18 protein-coding genes are annotated in these 23,182 nt (G+C 55.3%); 13 read left to right on the forward strand and 5 right to left on the reverse strand.

The window, feature by feature from the left end; translation table 11 throughout:
• Positions 1-311: 311 nt before the first annotated feature.
• From BUE18_RS12345 to BUE18_RS12355, 3 genes are read left to right on the forward strand one after another with little or no spacing between them, the layout of a single operon-like run.
• Positions 312-1,568: an aspartate aminotransferase family protein gene (locus BUE18_RS12345; RefSeq protein ID WP_073476082.1), complete on the forward strand. Its 1,257-nt coding sequence runs from the start codon at positions 312-314 to the stop codon at positions 1,566-1,568.
• Positions 1,565-2,827: an ectoine hydrolase gene (gene doeA / locus BUE18_RS12350; protein WP_083610974.1), complete on the forward strand. Its 1,263-nt coding sequence runs from the start codon at positions 1,565-1,567 to the stop codon at positions 2,825-2,827. The genes BUE18_RS12345 and doeA overlap by 4 nt, the downstream gene beginning before the upstream one ends.
• Before the next feature lie 31 nt (positions 2,828-2,858).
• On the forward strand, positions 2,859-4,229 hold the full coding sequence (locus tag BUE18_RS12355; RefSeq protein ID WP_073476083.1) for an NAD-dependent succinate-semialdehyde dehydrogenase: 1,371 nt from the start codon (positions 2,859-2,861) through the stop codon (positions 4,227-4,229).
• Between the two features lie 14 nt (positions 4,230-4,243).
• Here the strand turns inward: BUE18_RS12355 and BUE18_RS12360 are convergent, their stop codons facing one another.
• Positions 4,244-5,770 carry a glycosyltransferase family 39 protein gene (locus BUE18_RS12360; RefSeq protein WP_073476085.1) on the reverse strand — a complete coding sequence of 509 codons (1,527 nt, stop codon included), beginning with the start codon at positions 5,768-5,770 and terminating at the stop codon, positions 4,244-4,246.
• A 3-nt stretch (positions 5,771-5,773) separates the two neighbouring features.
• Positions 5,774-7,684 (reverse strand): threonine--tRNA ligase, encoded by a 1,911-nt coding sequence (thrS, locus tag BUE18_RS12365; RefSeq protein ID WP_073476087.1) that lies wholly within the window; start codon positions 7,682-7,684, stop codon positions 5,774-5,776.
• 302 nt (positions 7,685-7,986) lie between these two features.
• Here thrS and BUE18_RS12370 point away from each other — a divergent pair, with 302 nt between their 5' ends.
• Complete coding sequence (locus BUE18_RS12370; RefSeq protein ID WP_073476089.1) at positions 7,987-8,274, forward strand: hypothetical protein; 288 nt, start codon at positions 7,987-7,989, stop codon at positions 8,272-8,274.
• Between the two features lie 105 nt (positions 8,275-8,379).
• Here BUE18_RS12370 and BUE18_RS12375 read toward each other — a convergent pair whose 3' ends face one another.
• Together BUE18_RS12375 and BUE18_RS12380 are read right to left on the reverse strand one after the other, a co-directional pair.
• The gene (locus tag BUE18_RS12375) at positions 8,380-9,291 is read right to left on the reverse strand and encodes a hypothetical protein (protein WP_170868341.1); all 912 of its coding nucleotides are present in this window, start codon (positions 9,289-9,291) and stop codon (positions 8,380-8,382) included.
• 439 nt (positions 9,292-9,730) lie between these two features.
• Entirely contained in the window at positions 9,731-10,045 is a 315-nt protein-coding gene (locus BUE18_RS12380) for an FmdB family zinc ribbon protein (RefSeq protein WP_073476092.1), read from the reverse strand.
• A 220-nt stretch (positions 10,046-10,265) separates the two neighbouring features.
• On the opposite strand from BUE18_RS12380, the gene BUE18_RS12385 reads away from it, so the two are divergent.
• The 8 genes from BUE18_RS12385 (at position 10,266) to BUE18_RS12420 (ending at position 19,099) form a co-directional block, all read left to right on the forward strand.
• On the forward strand, positions 10,266-11,936 hold the full coding sequence (locus tag BUE18_RS12385; RefSeq protein WP_073476093.1) for a GAF domain-containing protein: 1,671 nt from the start codon (positions 10,266-10,268) through the stop codon (positions 11,934-11,936).
• 9 nt (positions 11,937-11,945) lie between these two features.
• A complete protein-coding gene (locus BUE18_RS12390) occupies positions 11,946-12,815 on the forward strand; it encodes a DMT family transporter (protein WP_073476095.1) in 870 nt (289 codons plus the stop codon).
• Positions 12,816-12,967: 152 nt separating this feature from the next.
• Positions 12,968-14,452, forward strand: a complete 1,485-nt coding sequence (locus BUE18_RS12395) for an adenylate/guanylate cyclase domain-containing protein (protein WP_073476097.1) — start codon at positions 12,968-12,970, stop codon at positions 14,450-14,452.
• Between the two features lie 129 nt (positions 14,453-14,581).
• Positions 14,582-15,616: a hypothetical protein gene (locus BUE18_RS12400; RefSeq protein ID WP_073476099.1), complete on the forward strand. Its 1,035-nt coding sequence runs from the start codon at positions 14,582-14,584 to the stop codon at positions 15,614-15,616.
• Complete coding sequence (locus BUE18_RS12405) at positions 15,616-16,242, forward strand: hypothetical protein (RefSeq protein ID WP_073476101.1); 627 nt, start codon at positions 15,616-15,618, stop codon at positions 16,240-16,242. The genes BUE18_RS12400 and BUE18_RS12405 overlap by 1 nt, the downstream gene beginning before the upstream one ends.
• A gap of 694 nt (positions 16,243-16,936) precedes the next feature.
• Positions 16,937-17,971 (forward strand): TRAP transporter substrate-binding protein, encoded by a 1,035-nt coding sequence (locus tag BUE18_RS12410; protein ID WP_073476103.1) that lies wholly within the window; start codon positions 16,937-16,939, stop codon positions 17,969-17,971.
• A 17-nt stretch (positions 17,972-17,988) separates the two neighbouring features.
• On the forward strand, positions 17,989-18,468 hold the full coding sequence (locus BUE18_RS12415) for a flavodoxin family protein (protein ID WP_073476105.1): 480 nt from the start codon (positions 17,989-17,991) through the stop codon (positions 18,466-18,468).
• A gap of 22 nt (positions 18,469-18,490) precedes the next feature.
• Entirely contained in the window at positions 18,491-19,099 is a 609-nt protein-coding gene (locus tag BUE18_RS12420; RefSeq protein ID WP_073476106.1) for a hypothetical protein, read from the forward strand.
• A gap of 134 nt (positions 19,100-19,233) precedes the next feature.
• Here the strand turns inward: BUE18_RS12420 and ettA are convergent, their stop codons facing one another.
• Positions 19,234-20,907, reverse strand: coding sequence for an energy-dependent translational throttle protein EttA (gene ettA / locus BUE18_RS12425; RefSeq protein WP_073476108.1), 1,674 nt, complete (start codon positions 20,905-20,907; stop codon positions 19,234-19,236).
• Between the two features lie 309 nt (positions 20,908-21,216).
• On the opposite strand from ettA, the gene BUE18_RS12430 reads away from it, so the two are divergent.
• A complete protein-coding gene (locus tag BUE18_RS12430; protein WP_073476110.1) occupies positions 21,217-22,923 on the forward strand; it encodes a tetratricopeptide repeat protein in 1,707 nt (568 codons plus the stop codon).
• Positions 22,924-23,182: the final 259 nt, after the last annotated feature.

Below are 23,182 nucleotides of genomic sequence, written 5' to 3' on the forward strand. Positions count from 1 at the left end.
TCCTTTCCCTCAATTCCGCATTCACGAAAACGCCTTTCAAAGCGGTGCGTAATATCAATGAAGTTGGTTATATACATATCTGTCGGCATTGGCCTTGCCCAAAATATGTCCTTGCAGGTTTTCAACCGGATTTGAGTTGATTGATTTCGCATGTTATCCTTTTCTATGTAAATATCATACAGGGCGGTGGGCGATATGCAGATTATCGTCCGCCGCCTTCTTCAGCAAACCTGATCCGGCGCCCTGGTTTTACTCCCAATCAGGCCGGTTCACGATAAAGCTGTTGAAAAAAGAACGGAAAGGAGTCTTGCATGAGTATTTTTGAAGACAGAGAATCCAACGTACGAAGCTATTGCAGGGTTTATCCCACCGTGTTCGCCAGCGCATCCAATGCGCGGCAGACGGATGAAGCGGGAAAGTCATACATTGATTTTTTTGCCGGCGCCGGAGTGCTCAATTACGGGCACAATAACGAAGGCATGAAAAAAGCCCTGGTGCAGTTTATTGAGGCCGACGGGGTGGCCCACAGCCTGGACACCTACACAACGGCAAAACGCGAATTTTTGGAAAAGTTCGTCTCCGTCGTCCTGGAGCCGAGAAACATGCCGCATAAAATAGCGTTTACCGGCCCGACCGGAACCAACGCCGTGGAGATCGCCCTCAAGCTGGCGCGCAGAGTAACCGGTAGAACGGCCGTCGCCGCATTCAGCCACGGCTTCCACGGCATGACCCTGGGGTCCCTGGCGTGCACGGCCAACTCCTATTTTCGCAACGCCTCCGGAGTTCCCCTGGACCACGTGGTCCACCATCCTTTTGACGGCATGAACCAGACCGGCGCCCAGGCCGTTCAGGAACTGCGGGATATTTACGAGGACTCCTCCAGCGGACTGGAGCCCCCCGCCGCATTTTTAGTCGAGCCTATTCAGGCGGAGGGCGGCGTGAATGTTGCCACCCAGGAATGGCTGCTTGCCTTGCAGCAGTTGGCGAAAGACCTGGGCGCCTTGCTTGTGGTGGACGACATCCAGGCGGGGTGCGGACGCACCGGCTCCTTTTTCAGTTTTGACGGCATGGGCCTGGAGCCTGACATTGTTATCCTGGCGAAAGGCATAGGAGGCTTTGGCACTCCGCTGGCCATGAACCTGATCAAACCCGAGCACGATGAACATTGGTCGCCCGGGGAGCACACAGGCACCTTTCGCGGCCAGGGTTTTTCCTTTGTGGCCGGCAGGGAGGCCCTGACCTATTTTGAAGACGATGCTCTGATGAACGATGTCAAAAGAAAAGGCGCCGTGATGGAGCAAAAGCTCCGGGATCTGGTTGAAAAGAATCCGGGAAGAGGCATGACGGTCCGTGGAAAAGGCATGCTTCTGGGCCTGGACGTGGGGGATGGCGCCCTTGCCAAAAAGATGGTGGCCAAATGCTTTGAGAAAGGCCTGCTCCTGGGCGCCTGCGGCACGGGAGGCCGGGTGCTTAAACTCATTCCGCCTTTGACCATCCCGGACGAAGACCTGATGGAAGGGCTCTCCTTGTTCACCATGGCTGTGGAGGAGGGGTTGGGGGAATCATGAAAAAACGCGATGATATGACCTTTCCCTTTGATGAGTATGAACGCCGGGTGGAAGCCTTGCGCGAGCGTATGGTGGCGAGGCTGCTGGACGCCGTAATTATCACGGACCCGGAAAACCTCATGTACCTGACGGACTATCAGACCACCGGGTACTCCTATTTTCAAGCCCTGGTGCTCCCCCTGGAAGGGGAGGCCTTTATGATTACCAGAGCCATGGAGGAGTCCAATATTCTGGAGCGTACATGGCTGGAGCTTTCCCGGCCCTATCCGGATACGGGCGACGCCATCCAGATGCTGGTCGGCGCTCTTAAGGAGTTCGGCCTGTCCGGCAAAGACATCGGTTATGAGCGCAACAGCTATTTTTTTCCAGCCTACCATCAGGACAGCATTCATACCACCTTCACCAATGGCCGCCTGCTTGACTGCTTCGGCATTGTGGAGCAAGGCCGCATAAGAAAGTCCCCTGCTGAAATTGACATCATGAAAAAAGCGGCCAAAGCCACGGAGGCCGGCATGAGAGCCGGATTCCAGGCCGTGCGCCCAGACATCACGGAGAACGAAATCGCCGCGGCCATCAGCCACGGCATGTTCTGCGCCGGAGGCGAGGCCCCGGCCGTGATGCCTTACGTCACTTCCGGCCCCCGCACCATGATCGGCCACGCCACCTGGGAAGGCCGCAAGGTGCAACCGGGAGAGCATGTTTTCCTGGAAGTCGGGGGCTGCTATCGGCGCTACCACACGGCCATGATGCGCACGGTGGTGCTGGGGGAGTTGTCCGAATCCATGGAAAAAGCCGAGGAGCGCATGAAACTGGCCCTCAAGCAGGTCAAGGCGGCTTTGCGCCCGGGGCTGACGGTTTCCGACGCCGACAATATCGTGCGCAACATCATAGCGGAAAACGATGTGGGCGCCAGCCTCATCACCCGCTCCGGCTACTCCATTGGCATCGCCTTCCCGCCCAGTTGGGACGAGGGATATATAGTCAGCCTCAAACAAGGCGACTCCCAGGTCATCCAGGAGGGAATGACCCTCCATTTGATTCCCTGGATGTGGGGGGTCGACGGCGATAAAACCTGCGGGATTTCCGACACCGTGTACATTACCAAGGACGGCTGCCGGTCTTTCTTTGATTTTGACGAGGATTTTCTGGTCCTGGAAAAATACGGCGCCCCAACGGAAAAAGCCGGGGCGCCCTGCCCCCCGAAGGAGAAGCCGGCGCCCCAGGAGAAGGAAACGGAAGATCCTCAACCCGACGAATAAAAACAAATCATTCCGTGCATAAGGAGGAAGTATGCTCAAAGCGGTTGATCCCAATACGGGACAATTGATCCATGAATACGAACCAGCCGGAACTCAGGAAATTGACGGCATCATCGCCAAGGCAGCCGCTTCGTTTGATCAATGGAAGCGGCAAAGTTTCGGCGAGCGGGCTGCGGTGTTAAACGAAGCGGCCTCATATATGCGCACCAATGCGGAAAAACTGGCCCGGCCCATGACCCGGGAGATGGGCAAGCCCGTCAAGGAAGCCTTGGGCGAGGTGAATAAGGCGGCCTGGTGTGCGGAGCACTACGCACAATATGCGGAAGAGTATCTGGCCCGGGAAACCATCGAGTCGGACGCCGCTCTTAGTTACGTAATCTATCAGCCCTTGGGCCCCATACTGGGGGTTCTGCCCTGGAACGCCCCTTTTTGGCTGGCCTTTCGGTTTTGCGCTCCCACGCTTATGGCCGGAAATACCTGCCTGATGAAGCACGACTCCCATGTTCCCCAATGTGCGCGGGCTATTGCAGGCGTATTTGACGCCGTGGGCGCCCCTCCGGGCATCATGCAGAATTTGCCCGTTAAAAGCGCCCAGGTGGAAGCCGTCATCAGGGATCCCCGGGTTCGCGGCGTTTCTCTCACAGGCTCCACCGCCGCCGGAAGCGCCGTCGCCTCCATTGCGGCGTCGGAAATCAAGCCCGCGCTTTTGGAATTGGGGGGATCGGACCCAAGCATCGTTTTAGCAGACGCGGACCTGCCCAAGGCCGCCGACCTCATCACAACCATGCGCATCATCAATGCCGGGCAATCCTGCATTGCAGCCAAGCGGGTCATTGTGGAAAGACAGGTGTATGATGTGATGGTGGATTTGCTTGCGGAACGCTTAAAAGCCCTGAAAGTGGGGGATCCGGCCGACATGGAGACGGACATAGGCCCCATTGCCAGGGGGGATTTGAGAGACGACCTGCACCGCCAGGTCAAAGAAACGGTCCAGGCCGGGGCGCGTTGCCTGCTTGGAGGGAGCATCCCCGACGGGCCGGGGTATTTTTACCCCGTAACCCTTCTGGCTGACGTCGACCCGTCCATGGTCGCCGCTTGCGAGGAAACCTTCGGCCCGGTCATGGTGGTCATGGCGGCGGAGGACGCGGATCAGGCCTTGAAAATGGCCAATGACACCCCCTACGGCCTGGCGGCGAGCGTCTGGACGGATTCCCAAAGAGGCGAATCCATTGCCTGGGAGCTGGAAGCCGGGCAGGTGGCTGTGAACGGGCTGGTAAAGACGGATCCCCGGCTGCCCAGCGGGGGCGTTAAAAAATCAGGATACGGCAGGGAACTGGGGCCCCATGGCATCCGGGAGTTCGTAAACGCCAAGCAAATCTGGATAGGGCCTGCAAAAACCTAGACGTTTGCCCGGGGTTAGCTGCTTGTGCGAATGTCCTTGCTGCCTTTGGGGGGCTCCCACCGGAGGCCGCCTTTGAATCCGTAGGCCTTATACAGGTAAACCGTACGGACGAGTTCCGGCTCGGCCTTAAAGGGTCTTTTCCGGTATAGCTCCAAAGGCACGGGAGCGCTTACGGACTCAAACACCTTGCGCAGCTTTTTCACTTCATTATCGTGGCGGGAAACCCCAACGGCGTCCATGCCCATCAGGTCTTCGTCCTTCCACCAGTAATCGTAGACATTGGGGCGCTTCCATTTGTTGATGGAAACCGTTTCGGGCCGGCCCGGGACGTAAAAGGCCAGTTCGCTGGCTTCCTGGTAGCGGAAGCCAAAGAGAAAGGTGTTGTCCGGGTCGGGCATTTCCGCCTGCATGGCGGCGGCTTTTTCTCCGATTTCGTCCCAGCCGCCCAGTTCCGTCGCAGGGCGGTCCAGGTCTGGAGAAAGGGGAAGAATGGGAAAGACGACCTGGACCAGAACCAGGATGGTGAAAGCGTAGGAAATTCCCAACGTCCATTTCCATAGCCTGGGTTTGGCGTTGGAGAAAAAGGCCGCAGCCAGCAAGCAGGCGCCCAAGTAGGCGGCCCCGGGCCAATTGCCGTAAATCCGGGTATGGAACGAAAGCAGGGTGAATCCGGCGAACATGGGGAAGGAGGTCCAGAAGAGCAGGGGGATGATCCACTTGCGCCGGTTGTAGTTCCTTTTGATAACGCGAATCCAGGCCCACAGCGCCAGGATGAAGACCAGGGGCGACAAAAGCGCGGCCTGGCTGCCCATGAGGTCCCCGAAATACTTAAAATGGAGGGTGAAAGACTCGCCGGCGCCTCCGATATATGCCACGTGCCTGGCGGAATTCCAGCCATGGGCGGCGTTCCAATAGAGGACCGGAGCAAACATCAGCAAACCGAAGACAACGCCTGCATATGGCTTGATGGAAGCCAGCCGGCCCCTGTGCTCTTTGGAAAAGATCATGTAGATCAGCAGGCCGGGCCCAAAAATGACCATGGTGAATTTGGACAGCAGCCCGAACCCGAACCAGAAGCCCGTGCTCAGCCATTGCTTCCACTCATGGTCCTCGCACGCCCTGGCGCCGTGCCATGTGGCCCCGGCCCAGGCCATGGCCTGAAGCCCGTCGCAGGTGGCCAAAAGGCCGCCTACGTTGAATTCCAGGACGCCTTGGGTCAGCAAGGCCGCGGCCACGGCCACGCGGCCGGAAAAATACCGTCCCGCCAGGAGAACCAGATACGCGCTGGCGACGCCCATGGAAAGCACGGAGGGCAGGCGCACGGCGAATTCGTTAACGCCGAAGATTTCCGTGCTGAGCCTTATGGCCCAGCCCAGCAGGGGGGCCTGGTCGTGGTAACCCCAGGCCAGATGCCTCCCCCACTGCCAGTAATTCGTTTCGTCCGGGGACAATAAAAAGGCCGCAGAATACACAAGGCGAAAGATCGTCCACCCCAGTATCCAGGCCAAGGCCAGCCTTGTATACTTTGAATTGTCTTCCAAAAATCAGAACTCCACCAGGTCCGGGTTTCGGGATTCTATGTGCGGGAGGACCTTGTTCAGGAAGTCGCCGATGGTCACCCCGTATTTCACCTTGCCGTCCAAAGTGCGGACCGCAAGGGTTTGGGCTGCTTCCTCTTTGCCGCCTACGGTGAGCATGAGCGGAATTTTAGACAACTGGGCGTCGCGCACCTTTTTGTTGATGCTTTCGGCCCGCAGGTCGATCTCCATGCGCAATCCCGCTTCCTCCAGCTTGGCTTTCACCTCTTTGGCGTATCCGGCCACGTCGTCGTTCATGGCCAAAACCACCGCCTGGCACGGAGACAGCCACAAGGGGAACTTGCCGGCGTAATGCTCGATCAGAATGCCCAGGAATCGCTCAATGGAACCATAGATGACCCGGTGGATCATCACCGGCCGGTGGCGCTGGTTGTCCGCACCCACGTAGGTGAGGTCGAACCGCTCGGGCAGGTTCATGTCCAACTGGATGGTTCCGCACTGCCAGGTCCGGCCCAGGGCGTCCTTGATGTGGATGTCTATCTTGGGTCCGTAGAAGGCGCCGTCGCCCTCGTTGATTTTATAATCGCGTCCGGATTTGTCCAGGGCGGCCCGGAGCCCCTCCGTGGCTTTTTCCCATTGCTCGTCCGTGCCGATGGATTTCTCCGGCCGGGTGGAAAGCTCCAGATGAAAGCCCAAGCCGAATGTGCTGTACATTCTTTCCACAAGCTGCAACACGCCCAGGATTTCGTCTTCGATCATTTCTTCGGTCATGAAGATGTGGGCGTCGTCCTGGTGAAAAGCGCGGACCCGGAACAGACCGGAAAGCACGCCCGAAAGCTCGTGGCGGTGAACCAGGCCGATTTCTCCCGCCCGGATGGGCAAATCGTTATAGGAGTGGTGTTTGGTCTTGTACAAGAGCATGCCGCCGGGGCAGTTCATGGGCTTGATGGCGTAGTCGAAATCCTCGATCAGGGAGGTGTACATGTTCTCCCTGTAGTTCTCCCAATGTCCGCTGCGTTCCCAAAGGCCTTTGTTGAGCATGATGGGGGTTTTGGTTTCTACGTACCCGGCTTTTTTATGCTCTTCCCGCCAGTAGGCTAAAAGCGCGTTCCAAAGCTCCATGCCCCGGGCGTGAAAAAAAGGCATGCCCGCCGCTTCCTCATGAAAGCTGAACAGGTCCAGGGCGGTTCCCAATTTTCTGTGATCCCGCTTTTTGGCTTCCTCCAGCAGATGGAGGTAGCTTTTCAGCTCTTTTTTATCGAAAAAGGCGGTCCCGTACAGCCGCTGCAGCATGGGCCGCTCCGAATCCCCTCTCCAATAAGCGCCCGAAACCTTCATGAGCTTGAGGGTCTTAACCAGTCCGGTGTTGGGAACGTGAGGGCCGCGGCACAGGTCGGTAAAGCCTCCCTGCTCGTAAATGGATATGGTTCCGTCTTCCAGTTCGCTGATCAGCTCGGTTTTAAACGCGTTGTCCTTGTAAAAGTCCAGGGCCTCGGCTTTGCTCAGGGTTTTCCGTACAAAGGGTTTTTTTGCTTTTATAATCTTGTTGATTTCCTGCTCTATCTTGGGAAAGTCGTCTTCCGAGATGGGCGGCATATCAATGTCATAATAAAAACCGTCCTCAATCACCGGCCCGATGGTCAGCTTGGCGTCGGGATACAGGTTAAGGATCGCTTCCGCCATTACGTGAGCAGCGCTGTGACGCATGATGTCCAGACCCTGCTCGTCATTGGTAGTGATGAAAACAACCGAGGCGTCGGTTTCTATAGGCGTGGACAGGTCCGTCAACTTGCCGTCCACCTCCATGGCGACGCAGTTTCTGGCAAAACCTTCCGAAATGCCCTTGGCCACGTCTTCTCCGGAGACGGGGCCGTCAGACTCCACAATTGTTCCATCAGGCAGGGTAATGTTGATCATTTTACGCTCCACATATATGAAATTTTTTCGCGATAACCGCATTTTCTGAAACTAAGCAATATACGCGCCGTGGTCAAGGCTATTGTTAAAGGGCGGGCATAATTCATGCAAAAAGAACTTTGGCGCTTAATAACAAGGACTTAATGGCCGATATAACACGTTAAGGCCCCGCGCCGGGAATGGGCGCCGCCGGTTATTGCAAGTTGACCTTGATCCCATTCCGCTTTATAGTGCCTGAAAAAGAGCCGTGGAAAAGGGTTTGGCTCAAAGTCCGTTAGAATTTGCAGTTTGGAGGCGTAAGAATGGATTTCGCTCAACTGGAAGCTATTTACTCTACGCAACTGTCTATCCCCATGTACCAGATCGGCCTGCTGCTGCTGATCAGCACTCTGGCTTTGCTGTTTGGGCGGATCAAAGTTGCACTCATCAACAACTATCTGTTCGCCCTGTACTGGGGCTACATCCTCAACCGGGCGGTCCTGGTGGGCGACAACCTAGAAAAAGTCAGCTATTTCACCGCCCTGTATTTCGGCTTTGGCATTATTATCGCCATCTTCGCCGTCGTAGGATTCATGACCCACAGCGACTAAACCAATCCGGCCACAAAGAAAACCCCCAACGCAATATGTGTGCCTTGGGGGCTTGGGGATCGAAAAATCCCGTCATTGCCGGCGGACGGCGCGATTTTTGCGCCGCTACCGCTTCGCCTTGGAATCCTTGGGGGGGAAGAAGTACGGCTCTTCCCAGCCGTATTCGTTTATTATAAACCACTGGTCCTGGTCCACATAGTGAACATAGGTGTTGGATATGGCGTTATCCCCTGCAATGGCGCCAGCTCCGGAGGCGGCCTCATAGGCTTCGGACTCACCCGCCTTTTTGGAAATCGGCGCCCGCTCATGCCATAAAGGCATGAGAACATGCTCGACATTGCCGGCCTTAAGATAGGAATAGATGGTCTGTGCATACGACACGTTCGCGGTGACTTCCCGAACCCCCTGAAACAAATCCACCTTCTCAATCTCGTAAAGTTCTCCATCCACAAACCAGGCTACTTGAGCGTAGGCGTCGTAAATGGAATCATCGCCCTTGTTGGTATAGTCCAACTCGATGGCATACATGGGAAAATAGTCGGGAACCTGATCGAGTATTACCAGATAATCATAATATTCCTGCCCATAATATTCCAAAGCGGTTAGTTCGAAAGCCTTTTTGGTTTTAAACTCAATTTCATTTTCAGGATTTTTAACGTCCTCGCCAATCTTGCTGACCAGGCATTTAGGAGCAATCTCATAGCGGTCCAGATCCGCCAAGGCTCCGCCGAAACCCACCATAAAATACCCCGTCTCGCCGGTGGCGAGGCAATATTGGCTATACCCGCTGCTCGCCAGCAGCAAAGGCCTCTGGGAAAAGATGCTGGCCCCATTTACAAAAATCATAGCGCCGTTTACGTCATAAAAACGCGCCTTAACCGCGCAGTCATAGGCTACATTTTTGCCTGTGTATTGAACCTCTCCAATAACGATATTGGTTCCTACGCTGTTTGTAGTCAAGTGGGATGATTTGAGGATTAGATTGTTGGCCTCTCCGTCGTCCGATGTATTATCCACTACGCCTCCGCCTGAAGAGGAGCCGCCGGAAGAGCCTCCGGAGCCGCCGGTTCCGGCCGAGCCGTCATAACTGGGAATAACACCATCGTCGTTGCCCTTACCTTCTGTTCCGCAACCTGCTGCAAAGATTAAACAAAAAAAAGCAGCCATGATTAAGCACAGGCCGCTTGCCTTTCTTCGGGAACCAAATAACATGGGCAGCATTTGACGAAAATCCTTTCTGGCGTGGAAGCAAGCAGCAGCCTAGGCTCGACAGTGTCGAACTCAAGAAGCATTGGCGCGCTTCAGGCGTAAACCCCTCAGGCGAACTTTTACGTCCGCCACTTTACTGCCTAAACCGCTGCTCAGTATTATTCAGGATATGACCGGGAAGTAGTATTTTGTCAAGTATTTTCAACATAAAGGAGGCGAAATAACAGGTGTGGGCATGTAAGGCGTGTTAGTCGGCGATGGTTTTTGAAAAATCCGGGATGGTTTCCGGCTTTCCAGCCTCCATATACTTGTTCTCTCCGGATCTGGCTGTAACATTTTCGTAAACGCCGTTATCTCTTCTCACCAGTTTGGTAAATCCCAGGTCCTTCAGCTCGCTGTTCGTCTTGGGCGTGTTGATATTGCTTCTGGATATTATTTTTCTCACCGGCCCGCCGCATTCCGGGCATCTGGTCAGCGGGTTTTCCCGCATGGACTGAACCGCTTCAAACACGGCGCCGCGGCCGCAAGGCTCGCCAAGGTGTTCATATTCATAAATCGCCATGATTATCTCCCTGAAAAAACACTGATAAAATCCATTTTGGCAAAATTCATGCGCATTAAATCCGTTGAAGAGCCCATTGCTTGACACTAGTTCATTTTATCCCATATACTGGTTAGTATATACAATGATTTGTATTTTTTGTCCATGGGGAGTACATTTCACCGCCAGACAAATATTAGGCTTACCTTCAAAAAACAACCCAATTTTAAAGGACGGGACCATGGCGTCAACCATCAACTTCAAGCGTTTGGTGCAAACGGACGCTGCGCATGTCTTGGAAGATCTGGCCGAAGCCCTTCGGCTGCCTGCTTTAGTGGTGGACTCCGCCAAACGGACCTTGTGGGGCGATGCAAAGGCCAAGGCGTCAGGGGGCGAATTTCCCGTATGGCTGGCCGGCCGCATTATCGGCTATGTTTTAGGCCCTCCGCAGTCGTACTGCATGGCCTCCCTGCTCTCCCATCTTTCCCAACAGGAATTGGAAAAACGGGAAGCCATGGAGCAAGTGCTGGACAAGGAATCTGAGATCAGCCTGATTCACGAGATCCACTCCAGGCTGGGCGCCAGCCTGGATGTGGCGGAAATAGCCATGGCCCTGGTGGACGAGGCCACCAGCACGGTGGAGTCCACGGGCGCTTCGGTAATGCTGCTGAATGAGGAAACCGGCAGGCTGGAAATTGCGGCGGCCTTTGGCAGAAAAATGAATGATCGCCCCGTGCTGAAGCCCGGCGTCGGCATAGTGGGGGACGTTTTGCTGACCGGGATTCCCGAGGTGGTGCCCGACGTGTCCCAGGACGCCCGGTACGTGCCCGGCTCTTATCCCATATGTTCGTTGATTTGCGTGCCCATTGCCGCTGCGGACAGGATTATCGGCGCCATCAACATCAGCAATCAGAGGCCGGCCAATTACGGCGAGCCCGAGGTAAAGCACGTGCTCGCCCTGGCGACCCACGCGGCGGCGGCCATAGACAAGGCCCGGCTGCATCAGACGGCTCTTAAGGAAACCTGCGCACCGCCGGCGCCTGAAGCGGCGCCTCCGGCCAAGGGCGCGGCGCGGCTTCTGTGCCGGATAGGGGGGAACGGCGATTCCGCCAAGGCGTGCTGTAAGGAGACGGCGTCGATCCTGTTTTCGGGCATTCGGGCGTACTCCGGTCATTATGACTCCATGGGCGTTGAGGAAAATTTTTCTTTCATCAACGATTATGTAGACGCCATCGGCCTGCCCGTCCTGAGAAACAACGGCGTTATTGGCGATTTTCGGGGCGACGGCATAATGGCCTTGTTTCCGGACATGGAGGGTAAAGGGCCGGAACAGGCGGTTAGGGCCGCCATAGAAATGCACCGCGACTTGCGGGATTTCTCGGAGCAGCGCAGAAAGGCCGCCAAGCTGCCTGTGGACATGGGTATCGGGATTCACACCGGGAGTATTTCCGTCGGCCATATTGAACTCGGCGGAGAGCGGGAAAGCGTGGTTTTGGGGGAGGCCGCCGGCATCGCCGCCAAGTTGGAGAGGCTTTCCAAAATTTACGGCCTGCGCGTGGCGGTTTCCGGGGCCACATGGGAGGCTCTTCCTAAAGGGAAGATCTACGGCTTGCGTGAGGCTGACATGGTCGCCATGCCGGGCAAGGACGCCGCCGTCACCTTGTACGAGGTGTTTGGGGCCGACCCCCGGGGCATGCGGGAGAGCAAAGCAAAGAATTTGAGCGCCTATGAAGACGCTTTAGGCCTGTTCAGGACCCGGGAATGGGAGAAGGCCGGAAGGATTTTCGCCAGGCTTCACGAATTTATGCCGTTTGACAAGCTGAGTCTGATATACTGGAGGCGCTGTCAGGCGTTTATCAAATCTCCTCCGGGCAACGGCTGGGTCGGCGTATCCCGGCTCTCTGACATGTAGGAAGAATAAATGTGGATCATGCTTGCTCTGGCCTGCGGGTTCTGTCTGGCGACATCAGACATGCTGTGCAAAAAAGCGTTGGTCAAGGAAGACTCGCTGACTGTGGCCTGGGCTCGCCTGGCCTTTGCCGGTCCTTTTTTGGCGGTTTTTATTTTTTCCGGCGAAACGCCCAGCAACCCGCCCCTGTTCTTGGCGTGGCTGGCTGCTTTGGTCCCTCTGGAAATACTGTCTCTATTCTTGTACATGGGCGCCCTAAAAAGATCGCCTTTATCCCTGACCGTGCCTTTTTTGGCGCTGACGCCCGGATTCATCATCCTTACGGGCTGGCTCATCCTGGGCGAAAAAGTGGACTCCGCCGGATTGGCGGGCGTCGGGCTGGTGACGGCGGGCGCCTATGTTCTGACGGCCACGGACAGACAATCCGGCATTCTGGGGCCTGTAAAGAATTTTTTCAGCGAACCCGGGTGCCTGATGATGGCGGGGGTGGCGGCAATCTATTCCGTCACCGCGTCGGGAGGAAAGAAACTCATCCTCTTGTCCTCCCCTCTTTATGTGGGATGCGTGTATTTTTTCACTGTGCTGCTGGCTTTGTCCGTTATCGTCGCATTAAGGCCGGGAGGCCTGAAACGGGTGCGCAGCTTGCTGGGAAGCAAGCTGATGTGGGCCCTGGGCGCCAGCCAGGCCGGCATGATCGCCACCCACGTCCTGGCCATATCCATGGCGCCGGCCGCCCACATGGTGTCGGTAAAAAGAAGCTCTTTGTTCTTTGGCGTGCTGTATGGAATTCTGGTATTCAAGGAAAAAGACGCCCGCTACCGGGCGCCTGGCAGCCTGATCATGTTGGCTGGAGTGATGGTTTTGGGGTTTGCTGCGCCGTGAATCACTAAATTTAGTGTTTTTTTAGGCCTAGAGTTTGCAAGAACTCTTTTTTGTTGCTAATAGTCTCTCTTGGTGACACACTGATTCTCTTGGCTGGCGTAGCCCGTTCGAAGTGCTGACCTGTTGATACTTTTATACAATGTGTTGTAATTATGGAAAAAGTTGACCCTACGATCAGGAACACCGAAAAACGGATCTGGCATCTGATCCTGATGTCGGTAGCGGTCATTCTCTACCTGACTCTCGGAATCCTGAGCCTAAAATTTTCAGGATATTGGCCAAGCTCTACTGAGGGCGACATTGCTCCGACTTTTATCAACTATGTCATTGCACTGTCCATCCTTATACTGTTGTTCTGCGCCTACGTCATTTATCAGCAACGAAACCTCCTCAGTTTTTCCCGAACCTTCTCCATCGAACGGAAAACCAGAGAGACGCTTTCCAGAAACGTGGAAGTGCTGCGGGCTCTTCTGGAAGTAAGCTCCGGCATTAACTCGCAAAAGGACCTGCCGGACATCCTGGACACCATCACCCAGGAAATGCTCACCTGCTTCCGGGCCGACCATTCCTCCATCATGCTCTTGGATCACCGCTCCAAAATCCTGGCCACCAAAGCCTCGTTCGGAACCGGGGCGGAGTACGCCCAGGACGCTCTCATTCCGCTGGGAAAAAGCATTGCAGGATGGGTGGCGGCCAACTCCCAGCCCTTGCTGCTGAACGGCCAGGTGGATATTTCCGCCTTTCCCGGCGCCACGCAAAAGGAGCGGACCATCAGCTCCTCCTTGTGCGTGCCCCTGAAAATGGCGGAAAAAAACGTGGGCGTGCTCAATGTCAACCTGGTGGACAGGGATTGGACCTTTTCGGAAGACGACCTCAAGCTCTTGACAATCTTTGCAAATAACGCAGCCGTGGCAATTCATAACTCATTGTTGTTGCAGGAAAAAGAGCGTAGAATCAGGCTGCAGACCATGCTCGGGCAGCTGCATTCCCCTCAAATTGTGGCCCAATTGGTCGATAAAATAGAAGACGGGCAGCGTCCAAACGTGATTCGCGAAAAGGTCAAGCTGACCATTTTGTTTTCGGATATTCGGGGCTTCTCCGACATGCTTAACGTGGCCCAGGCCGAAGATATCATGGCGTTTCTGGATGAGTTCTACAACGTTATGAACAAGGCTGTGTTTGACAATGAAGGCAGTATCGACAAGTTCATCGGGGACGAGGTCATGGCCTTTTTCGGGGCGCCCATCGCCCTGGAAAACCCCACGGATAACGGCTTAAGAACGGCCCGCGAAATGGTTACCTATTTTCAGGAGCTGCGCTACAAGTTCGCCAAACGCTCTCCCGCCTTCGCCCGGCTGGGGTTGGGCGTCGGCATGAATACCGGTGAAGTCTTTGTGGGAAACGTGGGCTCCAAAACCCGTTACGAGTATACGGTGATCGGCACGGCGGTGAATCTGGCCAGGCGGTTGTGCGCTTCGGCCAAGGGGGATCAAATCCTTACAACCAAGGAAACCCTCAAGCACATCAGCTACAGCGTCGGCGCAACACATGTTGGGGATATGGCATTCAAAGGCATCAGGGACAAGGTCCACGTCCACGTTATCGACATGCGGCGAAGGAAAAAAGGCGCCGCATAGAAAATGCTGTATTTTAATAGCTGAATCTGGTAAATCAAATTACCCGGATCGCTCTGATATTGAATTTTATGAAGGACTAGGCTTGGCGGCTCTCCTGTGAGTTAGGACGACCAGGCCGTAGAGGCGCAGATGGATCTGAGAACTCGCATACAAAACCTTTTCAAGGAAGCAGAGATCTACCGCCAGCAAGGGCTTTACGGGGAAGCTAAGAAAAAATACCTGATTGTAGCGAACTTCCTAAAAAAGAACGACAATATTACCAACCGCGAACAGCTGCTGGACGCCATCACCAAAAAAATCTCCGCGATCGACAAAGACATCACGGAGTTGGACGATGTGGCGAGCCCTGAGGAAATGGCTTCTTCCAATGTTCAGGATCTGGTTAAAGGCTTTTTTTCCACTTCGACCTCCCAAAACAAGAACAAAGGGGCCGTCGCCTTTAAAGGCGCCGTGGCCCTGGCCCAGTTGAGGCAGTTCGAAAGAGCCCTGGTAGAGTTTGAACGCTTGGTGCCCAACGAATCCGTTCGCGTGCCGGCGGCGAAAAACGTCCTCAAGTGCTACATGGCCCTGGGAACTCCGGATAAGGGCATTTCCCAATACGATTCCTGGCTCCGGGACGACATGTTTACGGATGATCAAATAGAATCCGTCAGGGTCTTCTTTGAAGACCTCCTGAGAAACAAAGGCCTCTCCGTGAGCATGGAACGGAGGCGGCAAGATGCGGTTGCAACGCCTCCGGCCGCGCCTCGAAGCGCTTCGGCTCCGCCCGCCATGGACCAACCGGCCGCTGCGGCGCCCAGCGCAGAGGATACCTCCGCTCTCATGGAAGCCGCCGAAGCCGCCGCCGAAGAAGCCATGGACGACGATCCCATCGAAATCTGCTCCCTGGAAATCACCTACGACGCCGGGCCGGAAAAAGGCCAGACCGTGGAGATTGAGGTGGATCAGCAGATAGGAAACAAGCTCACCATGGTGATTCCAGGAAAAAACAAGGAATATGTGGACAACCTCGGCATCGGCCAAAGACTGGACGACCTTCAGTTTTTCTCCCACTTCATCATGTTTCGCGGGGCGGGGGTGGTCCTTTCCAAAAGCCAGATCAACTCCGGGGTCAACAAGGGCGACTACAGCTTGGTCCTGCGCATGGAAACCCAGACCAACTAATGCCTTTTATTGCATGGCTGAATACCGCGGAAAGCATCTACGACATCCCGGGCCTGAAATGGACTCGAGGAAAAATCCCGGCCCAGTTCGCACTGGGCCTGCTTTGCGGCGCCTGCCTCCTGGCCATGATCTTCTTCCTCTTCTCCAAGGAGCTTGATCCCCACGAATTCATCCTGTTCTTTCTCCGCCCAAACGTCCCCATTATTGTCTCCATGATCCTGGCCCTGGCCTCCGTCCTGGTTCTTTCCGGCCTCTTTTGCCTGGCCCTCAGCTTTTTCGCCTTTGGATTCTACTCCTGGACAGGCGCCGCCCTCCACATGAGAATCCCCTGGGCCGCCCACAGATTTCGCGCCCTGTCTCTGGCCGTTTTTTACACATGGAGCTTCACCGCCGTTCTCAACACAGCCTTGTTCGTCTTGAACCGGACGGATTTGGGAAGCCGCCTCTTTGTGGTGTTTTATACCGGCAAGGGCTTTGAATTCTTATACCAATTCCTCGCCGTCCCCGGCTTTTATCATGCGGTTTTGGGAATAGCCTACCCTGCCGCCGAAGTCCTGGCATACCTGACCCAGTCCCATCACCGCGCCTCCAAAATCGTTCGCCTCCGGAACCAATTGAAAACTTGACTATTGTAGAAAAATGTGGTTCTATCGGTAAAATTCAACGGACGTCCAAAAATGATTCGCTTCTCCCTGGCCCCAGCAGTGTTTGATCCGGGTTTCAAGCTGTCAAGCGCGCCAGGCTGACTTTCAATGGAAATCCGTTGTGCAGGCAGGTGCTTGCAGTCGCCATCTTGTTCAACCTTTTTTTAAAAAGGGCCTTGGATGGAAGGGCCGCCGGCCAAGCGGCGGCTTCCATGGCCGCCCATTGGGGGATGGGCGCTATGGACAACATTATTTCGTGCTCGAAAAGCAGAATGTTTTTCGGGGTAATGCGGCCCTCGACGTCTTAAGAAGTTTTCAAAAGGACAAAGAGGGCTGCACGAAATAATGGCTGCTTTCGGAAGTAATAAACTGAAAATAGACTCTATTCATCTGCCGGGAGGGCTTTCTGAAAACCGGCTCAACCGGCTTTTTGGGATCCAGGCCCCCTGTGTTCTCATTTCATCCTGTTCACCTGGTTTTTACTGCGCGGACCGTCCTGGAAAACCAACCTGCAGATAAAGTGAAATTGGGCTTGAACTTATGGTCTACAAAATGGTAGATAGAATCATACACGTTCTAATAACTGCCGGAGTCTCGCCGACCCCTGTCTAATCTTGGCTGCAACGCCCAATCTCCGGAATGTGGAAATTCCGGACCTAATCAAGAGGATGCTCAAATGCGCCGACCTTATTCCTTTTGCCTGGCCCTGGCCCTTGCGCTTGCAATATGCTTCCAATTCACCCCTTGCACCCATGCCGAAACCGGCGACGCCGCACAGATAGTGTGGAAAACCGGAACCCTGGCGCCTAAAAACGTCGGCTGGGCCATCTACGTGGACCAAATCCTGGTGCCTGAAATCAGAAAGGCCTCCGGCGACAAGGTCATCTTAAAGACCTACTGGGGCGGCATCATGGGCGACGACGTGCACGTTTTGGAAAAAGTGGACAAGGGCATGCTCCAGGGCGCCGGTCTCAGCGGAGGCGGCACCTTTCTTGCCTGTAGAGAGTTCTCCGTCCTCTCCCTGCCTTTTTTGTTCCAAAGCTATGAGGAAGTGGATTACATCCGCGAGAAAATGATGGACGTCTTTGACGGCTATATGGAAAAAAGCAACTTCGCCCTGATTACATGGGCCGACCAGGATTTCGACCAGGTGTATTCCATCACCAAGCCCCTGGCCAAAGCCGAAGACTTCCGGGGCGTTCGGTGCATCAATTGGGCGGGATTCATGGAAAACCAGACGATGCTGGCCCTTTCAGCCATTCCCGTTCCCACCAATGTGCCGGACGTGGCCGTTGAGATCAAACGGGACCAGGCGGACGGAAATATTGGCCCCGCCATTTGGGTGGTGGGCTCCCAGCTTTACTCCAAGTTCCGGTACGTCAACCCCATGAAGATCCGCTACTCTCCCGTGACCATTGTCATTTCCATGGACGCCTGGAACCAGGTGGACGGGGAGGCTCAGGCCAGCATTCGCGGCATTCGGGAGGACATTACAAAACGGTTTGTGGAAAAATCCAGGGCCGCCAACGAAAAATGCATGGAAGCCATGGTGCAATACGGCGTGGAATTGGTGCAATCAACCCCCGAAGAATTGAGTGAGTTGAAGAACCTGACCAGATCGGTCTGGACCGACCTGGCAGGCAAGGAATACCCCCAGCCTCTGCTCCAGGAGGTGCGCGGGCATCTGAACGAGTTCCGCAAGGGAAAATAAGGCAGCAGGAGCGTTGTATGCAGGTTTTGGTTCTTTATTTCTCCAAGGGGGGAAATACCCGAGTTTTGGCGGAAGCCGTCGCCGCGGGCGTGGATGCGGTCCCCGGCGTGAGCGCGGTCTTGAAAAACACCGAACAAGTCGCCAAGGAGGATTTTACCCAGTCCGCCGGAGTCATTGCAGGATCTCCCGTCTATTTTGGGGGGATGGCGGCGGAGCTTAAAATGATTTTCGACGACTTTGTCAGTACGCGCAAGCAAATGGAAAACAAGGTCGGGGCGGCCTTCACCACCTCGGGAGACGCCGCCGGCGGCAAAGAAACCACCATGCTGTCCATCATCCAATGCATGTTCATCTACGGCATGATCGTCGTGGGCGATCCCATGAGCGCCACCGGGCATTACGGCGTGGCCTGCGTGGGCAAGCCGGACGAGGCTGTTCTGGAGAACGGAAAAAAACTGGGCCGCAGAGTGGCGGAATTATGCCTGAAGGTCGGATAACCCTTTTGTTCGGCGAATTAAGATGATCCCTGTTCTTTGCATTACCGCGTTTATGATCGCCGGAGAATCCACTGGATTTATCGGGCTTCCCGTCAGGGCCGCCTCCCTTGCCAGCCTAATCGTTATTGTTCTGTATTTTTTGTCGATGGCCAAGAAAGACGCCGCCTCCCCCGTCCTGAAAACCATGGTGATTTTCCTGGCCCTGGAAGCCGCCGGGGTCTGGCTGCTTCCCCAGGAGCCCAGGGTGGTCTTCGGAAAGCTGGCCATAGTCCTGTTGTACACTTTACTTTTCGCCATGGCTGTCATCCCTTTGATTGGCGGAAAAGCGCCCTTTACCACGTTCTTCGCCAAAAAGGACGCCCCCGAAGAGGTCTGGGAGACCGATATATTCAAGCAAATCAACAAGCATATGACCAAGTTCTGGGCCTTTTTGTTCGTCGTTTGCGGACTCTTCGCCCTGACGCCCCTGATTTATCCTTTTTTAGACGTCCTGCCCTGGTCCCTGGTTTTCCGGTTGGGCCTTCCCGCGCTGCTGCTGGCCGGTCTGGGCCGCGCCTTCAACAAAAAGTACCCGGATTACTACATGAAAAAGATCGGCCCGGCCCCCCAGGAAACGCCTGCTCCTGAATAGCCTGCGCCTCACGGCATTTTACAGCCAGCCTGATTCATACACAAAAAAAACGGCCCTGGCGAAATCCTCAAAAGATTCCCCGGGGCCGTTTGTATGTTCCGACTCTGTTCACGGCGGCGTTGCGCCGCTCCCTTCTATTTGGTCAACTTTCTATGGCGCACCCGGTGAGGCGTGTCCGCGGCGGAGCCGAGTCTCTTGCGGCGGTCCGCTTCGTAGTCTGAAAAGTTTCCGGGATAATAGATGACCTGGCTGTCGTCTTCAAAGGCGATGACATGGGTGGCCACTCTGTCCAGGAACCAGCGATCATGGCTTACCACAATGGCGCTGCCTGCAAAATTGTCGATGGCTTCTTCCAGCGCCCGCAAGGTGTTCACGTCCAGATCGTTGGTCGGTTCGTCCAAAAGAATGACATTGGCGCATTGGGCCAGCATTTTCGCCATATGAAGCCGGTTGCGCTCGCCGCCGGATAAAGTCTTGACCTTCTTTTGCTGGTCCGACCCGGCGAAGTTAAAGCTGGACGCATAGGCCCGGGAGTTGACCTGCCTGTCCCCCAGCACCAGGATGTCGTTTCCGCCGGAAATCTCCTCCCACACGGATTTTTCGCCGTCCAATACATCCCGCGATTGATCCACATAAGCCATTTTTACGGTCTGGCCGATGACAATCTCTCCGGAGTCGGGCGTCATGGCGCCGGTGATCATCTTGAGCATGGTGGTTTTGCCGGCGCCGTTGGGGCCTATTACGCCCACGATGCTGCCTGGCGGGATAAGCATGGACAGGTTGTCAATAACCAGCTTGTCTTCAAAGGCTTTGGATACGTTTTTAAATTCAATGACGTTATCCCCCAGCCTGGGCCCGGGGGGGATGTAAATTTCCAGATCCTCCCGCCGTTTTTCGTATTCAGCGCCCAAGAGTTTTTCGTAGGCGTTGACCCTGGCCTTGCCTTTGGCTTGCCTGGCCTTGGGGCTCATGCGGATCCACTCCAACTCCCTGGCCAGGGTGCGCTGGCGTTTGGATTCGGCTTTTTCCTCCTTCTCCAGGCGGTCTTTTTTCTGTTCAAGCCACGAGGAGTAGTTTCCTTTCCAGGGAATGCCGTGCCCCCGGTCCAGTTCGAGAATCCAGCCGGCCACGTTGTCCAGAAAATACCTGTCATGCGTCACTGCGATGACCGTGCCCTTGTAATCCCGCAAATGCCCTTCCAGCCAGGCCACGGTTTCCGCGTCCAGGTGGTTGGTAGGCTCGTCCAAAAGCAGGATGTCCGGCTCCGTAAGCAACAGGCGGCATAATGCCACCCGCCGCCTTTCACCGCCTGAAATCACCGAAACCGGCGTGTCCGGCGGCGGGCACCGCAGCGCTTCCATAGCCAGTTCCAGTCTGCTGTCCAATGTCCAGGCGTCGGCGGCGTCCAGGGCGTCCTGGACCTTGGCCTGCTCCTCAACCAGGGCGTCGATGTCTGCGTCCGGATCTCCAAAGGAGTTGTTGATCTCCTCAAACCGGGCCAGCAGATCCACGATGGGCTGCACCGCTTCCTCCACGACCTGTTTGACGGTTTTTTCATTATCCAGTGCAGGCTCTTGCTCCAAAAGCCCCCGGGAATATCCTTTGGAGAGCATGGTCTCTCCCAGATAATCGTTGTCCAGCCCGGCCATGATTCGCAGCAAGGTGCTCTTTCCCGACCCGTTGAGGCCAAGCACCCCGATTTTGGCGCCGTAATAAAAACCCAGGGAGATGTCCCGTAAAACCTGTTTGTTGGGGGGATGCACCCGCCCAACGCCCACCATGGAATAAATCACCTGTTTGTCGCTCATAAGGCTCCTGTTCCTTAGTTTATAATTGCCGGATTTTGGCGTGCGCTGCTTCCCTCAAGGAGAAAAGCGCACAGTAATATTCTGTTCTCATGCTCGATTTTTGCCATGTTCCCTGTTTTTTGGCAAGACGTTTTTCTGCGCGTTCGCGGCCAGGCCGGCGCCCTGGACGCCCTCTGCCAAGGCCAATTCACCCCATGGACCCGCGCTCTTCCTTGTGGTATCATGCAAAAAAAAATGGGAACCGCCCGCATGATCGCCGGGCGAGAAAAATGGCCTTAACCTGAATGAATGTTGATGGAATAATCGCCTATGAAACGCCTCATGATGTTCTTCCCGCCGAATTTCGCCGCCGTTGAAAAAAAAGCCTTTAAACAATTCGGGGCAGCCCTGTTTTTCGTTCTTCTGGCATTAGTGGTCATCTCAGGGTGCCGCCATGCCGAGGACGGACCATCGGCCTCAAACCAGGTCGTCCAGGCAGGGGCTTCAGACCTGGTGGTCAAGGTCGTCAAACAAAGCCCCATGGCCGTCCTGAAAGTCAAACTGAGCATCGGCGGCCAGGAACTGGGCGTCATGGAAGCCGGCCAGGCCAGCGGGGCGACGGCCAACTGCCGCCTTTTTTCCGCTCCTGAAGGCCCCTATAAACTGGTCATGGACCTGAGCACCCAGAATCAAAACTCCGTGTCCCTGCAGCATCGCCACGAAGTGGATCTGGACGGAGAGCCGGGCTTTACGGACTATGTGGTCATTTCGCTGGGCGGGCCTGGCGATGAAACCACCACCCGCGTGGGAACGTTCAAGATCGCCTCCCCTTCAGCGGAAAAGTTAAAAGATAATGCGGCGGCCGGAGAGTGCACCCCTTTTACGGAAATTCGTCAGGATGCGGAAAACTACGCTCTCAGAGCCGCGGTGGAGGACGACGTCCTGGTGCAGACTAAGGCCAAAGCCCAATCCGGCGATCCTGAAGCCCAAATGCAAATGGCCAGGATGTATCTTGGCGGCGCAGGCGTGGAAAAGGATGCGCAAAAGGCTCTGGATTGGGCTCTACAAGCGGGAAACAGCGGTTACATTCCCGCCCAGATGCTGCTTTCGGCGGGCTACCTTAAAGGCTTTTTTGGAGAGACCGACAATCCCAAAGCCTTTGCATGGGCCCAAAAAGCCGCCGCCCAGGAGGACCCCAAAGCCATGGCCCTGTTGGCCTCCTATTATAAAATGGGCGTAGGAACTTCCAAGGATCCGGAAAAAGCCTTTGAATGGTTCCTGAAATCCGCGGAAAAAGGCCACATGGTCTCGCAGATTGTGGTGGGAGAGGCCTATTATAAGGGGCTAGGAACAGCCCAGGATTTGACCAAGGCCTTTGAATGGCGGCTTAAGGCGGCCTACGGAGGCTCCCCCGCCGCCGCCAATACGGTCGGGCAGATGTACTACCGCGGAGAAGGCGTGCCCCGGGACCTTGACAAAGCCTTCACCTGGCTCCAATGGGCCGCGGAAAGGCGCAGCGGAAACGCCTGCGCAACCTTGGGCCTCATGTATTTTCAAGGCCTGGGCGTTGAAAAAGACCCGGCAAAAGCCGTTGAATGGTTCAGCAAAGGCGCCGCTCTGGGGAATATCCTGTGCATGAGCAACCTGGGCAACTGCTACCTGGCGGGCGCGGGCGTGGAACAGGATAAAGAAGCGGCCAAACAGTGGCTGGCCAAGGCCGGAAAAAAAGGGTACGCCCCGGCCATCAACAAGCTGGCCCTGATCTTCCTTCAGGAAAAGGATCCGCAAAAAGCAGCGGGGTGGGCCGCCGTCACCGCCAAGGCGGGCAATGCAAGCGGCGTCTATCTCCTGGGTTTGGCCCAGGCCCAGGCGGGAAACATGGAAAAAGCCCTGGAGACTCTGGGGGCGGCCGCCAAGGCGGGGCATAAGGGCGCCGCCGAAGCCATTGAGAAAATCAACGTTCTCAAAACCCAGCCGGTTCCCGAAGACGGGGCCCCGGAAATCGTACCGGCCGACCCGGCCTCCGAGGAGGAATAAAGACTCCGGACAGAAATTTCTGGCAGTATTTTTGAGTAATCCGGCTTTTTTGGGGGGAAATGCATTTTTTTTGCATTTCCCCCTTTTTACCTGTGGGCGCCAATGGAAAAAATATTCAGAGTGGTATTTTTAAGTCCTGAACATGTTTCAATTATCAATTGAAGCCTGATATAATATGGGTCGACTAGACTAAAGAGCTTAGTTAAAATTTGGATAAAAATATCGAATTTTAATTTTTATTATTAAATTAAGCCATTGA

It is taken from the genome of Desulfatibacillum alkenivorans DSM 16219 (assembly GCF_900142135.1).
GTDB lineage: Bacteria > Desulfobacterota > Desulfobacteria > Desulfobacterales > Desulfatibacillaceae > Desulfatibacillum > Desulfatibacillum alkenivorans.

Coding starts and splice junctions, on each gene's coding strand:
- BUE18_RS12370 (WP_073476089.1), top strand. CDS start 7,987: ATGGATTTCGCTCAACTGGAAGCTATTTACTCTACGCAACTGTCTATC.
- BUE18_RS12400 (WP_073476099.1), top strand. CDS start 14,582: ATGGATCTGAGAACTCGCATACAAAACCTTTTCAAGGAAGCAGAGATC.
- BUE18_RS12380 (WP_073476092.1), bottom strand. CDS start 10,045: ATGGCGATTTATGAATATGAACACCTTGGCGAGCCTTGCGGCCGCGGC.
- BUE18_RS12390 (WP_073476095.1), top strand. CDS start 11,946: ATGTGGATCATGCTTGCTCTGGCCTGCGGGTTCTGTCTGGCGACATCA.
- ettA (WP_073476108.1), bottom strand. CDS start 20,907: ATGAGCGACAAACAGGTGATTTATTCCATGGTGGGCGTTGGGCGGGTG.
- BUE18_RS12385 (WP_073476093.1), top strand. CDS start 10,266: ATGGCGTCAACCATCAACTTCAAGCGTTTGGTGCAAACGGACGCTGCG.
- thrS (WP_073476087.1), bottom strand. CDS start 7,684: ATGATCAACATTACCCTGCCTGATGGAACAATTGTGGAGTCTGACGGC.
- BUE18_RS12355 (WP_073476083.1), top strand. CDS start 2,859: ATGCTCAAAGCGGTTGATCCCAATACGGGACAATTGATCCATGAATAC.
- BUE18_RS12415 (WP_073476105.1), top strand. CDS start 17,989: ATGCAGGTTTTGGTTCTTTATTTCTCCAAGGGGGGAAATACCCGAGTT.
- BUE18_RS12410 (WP_073476103.1), top strand. CDS start 16,937: ATGCGCCGACCTTATTCCTTTTGCCTGGCCCTGGCCCTTGCGCTTGCA.
- BUE18_RS12405 (WP_073476101.1), top strand. CDS start 15,616: ATGCCTTTTATTGCATGGCTGAATACCGCGGAAAGCATCTACGACATC.
- doeA (WP_083610974.1), top strand. CDS start 1,565: ATGAAAAAACGCGATGATATGACCTTTCCCTTTGATGAGTATGAACGC.
- BUE18_RS12430 (WP_073476110.1), top strand. CDS start 21,217: ATGAAACGCCTCATGATGTTCTTCCCGCCGAATTTCGCCGCCGTTGAA.
- BUE18_RS12345 (WP_073476082.1), top strand. CDS start 312: ATGAGTATTTTTGAAGACAGAGAATCCAACGTACGAAGCTATTGCAGG.
- BUE18_RS12395 (WP_073476097.1), top strand. CDS start 12,968: ATGGAAAAAGTTGACCCTACGATCAGGAACACCGAAAAACGGATCTGG.
- BUE18_RS12420 (WP_073476106.1), top strand. CDS start 18,491: ATGATCCCTGTTCTTTGCATTACCGCGTTTATGATCGCCGGAGAATCC.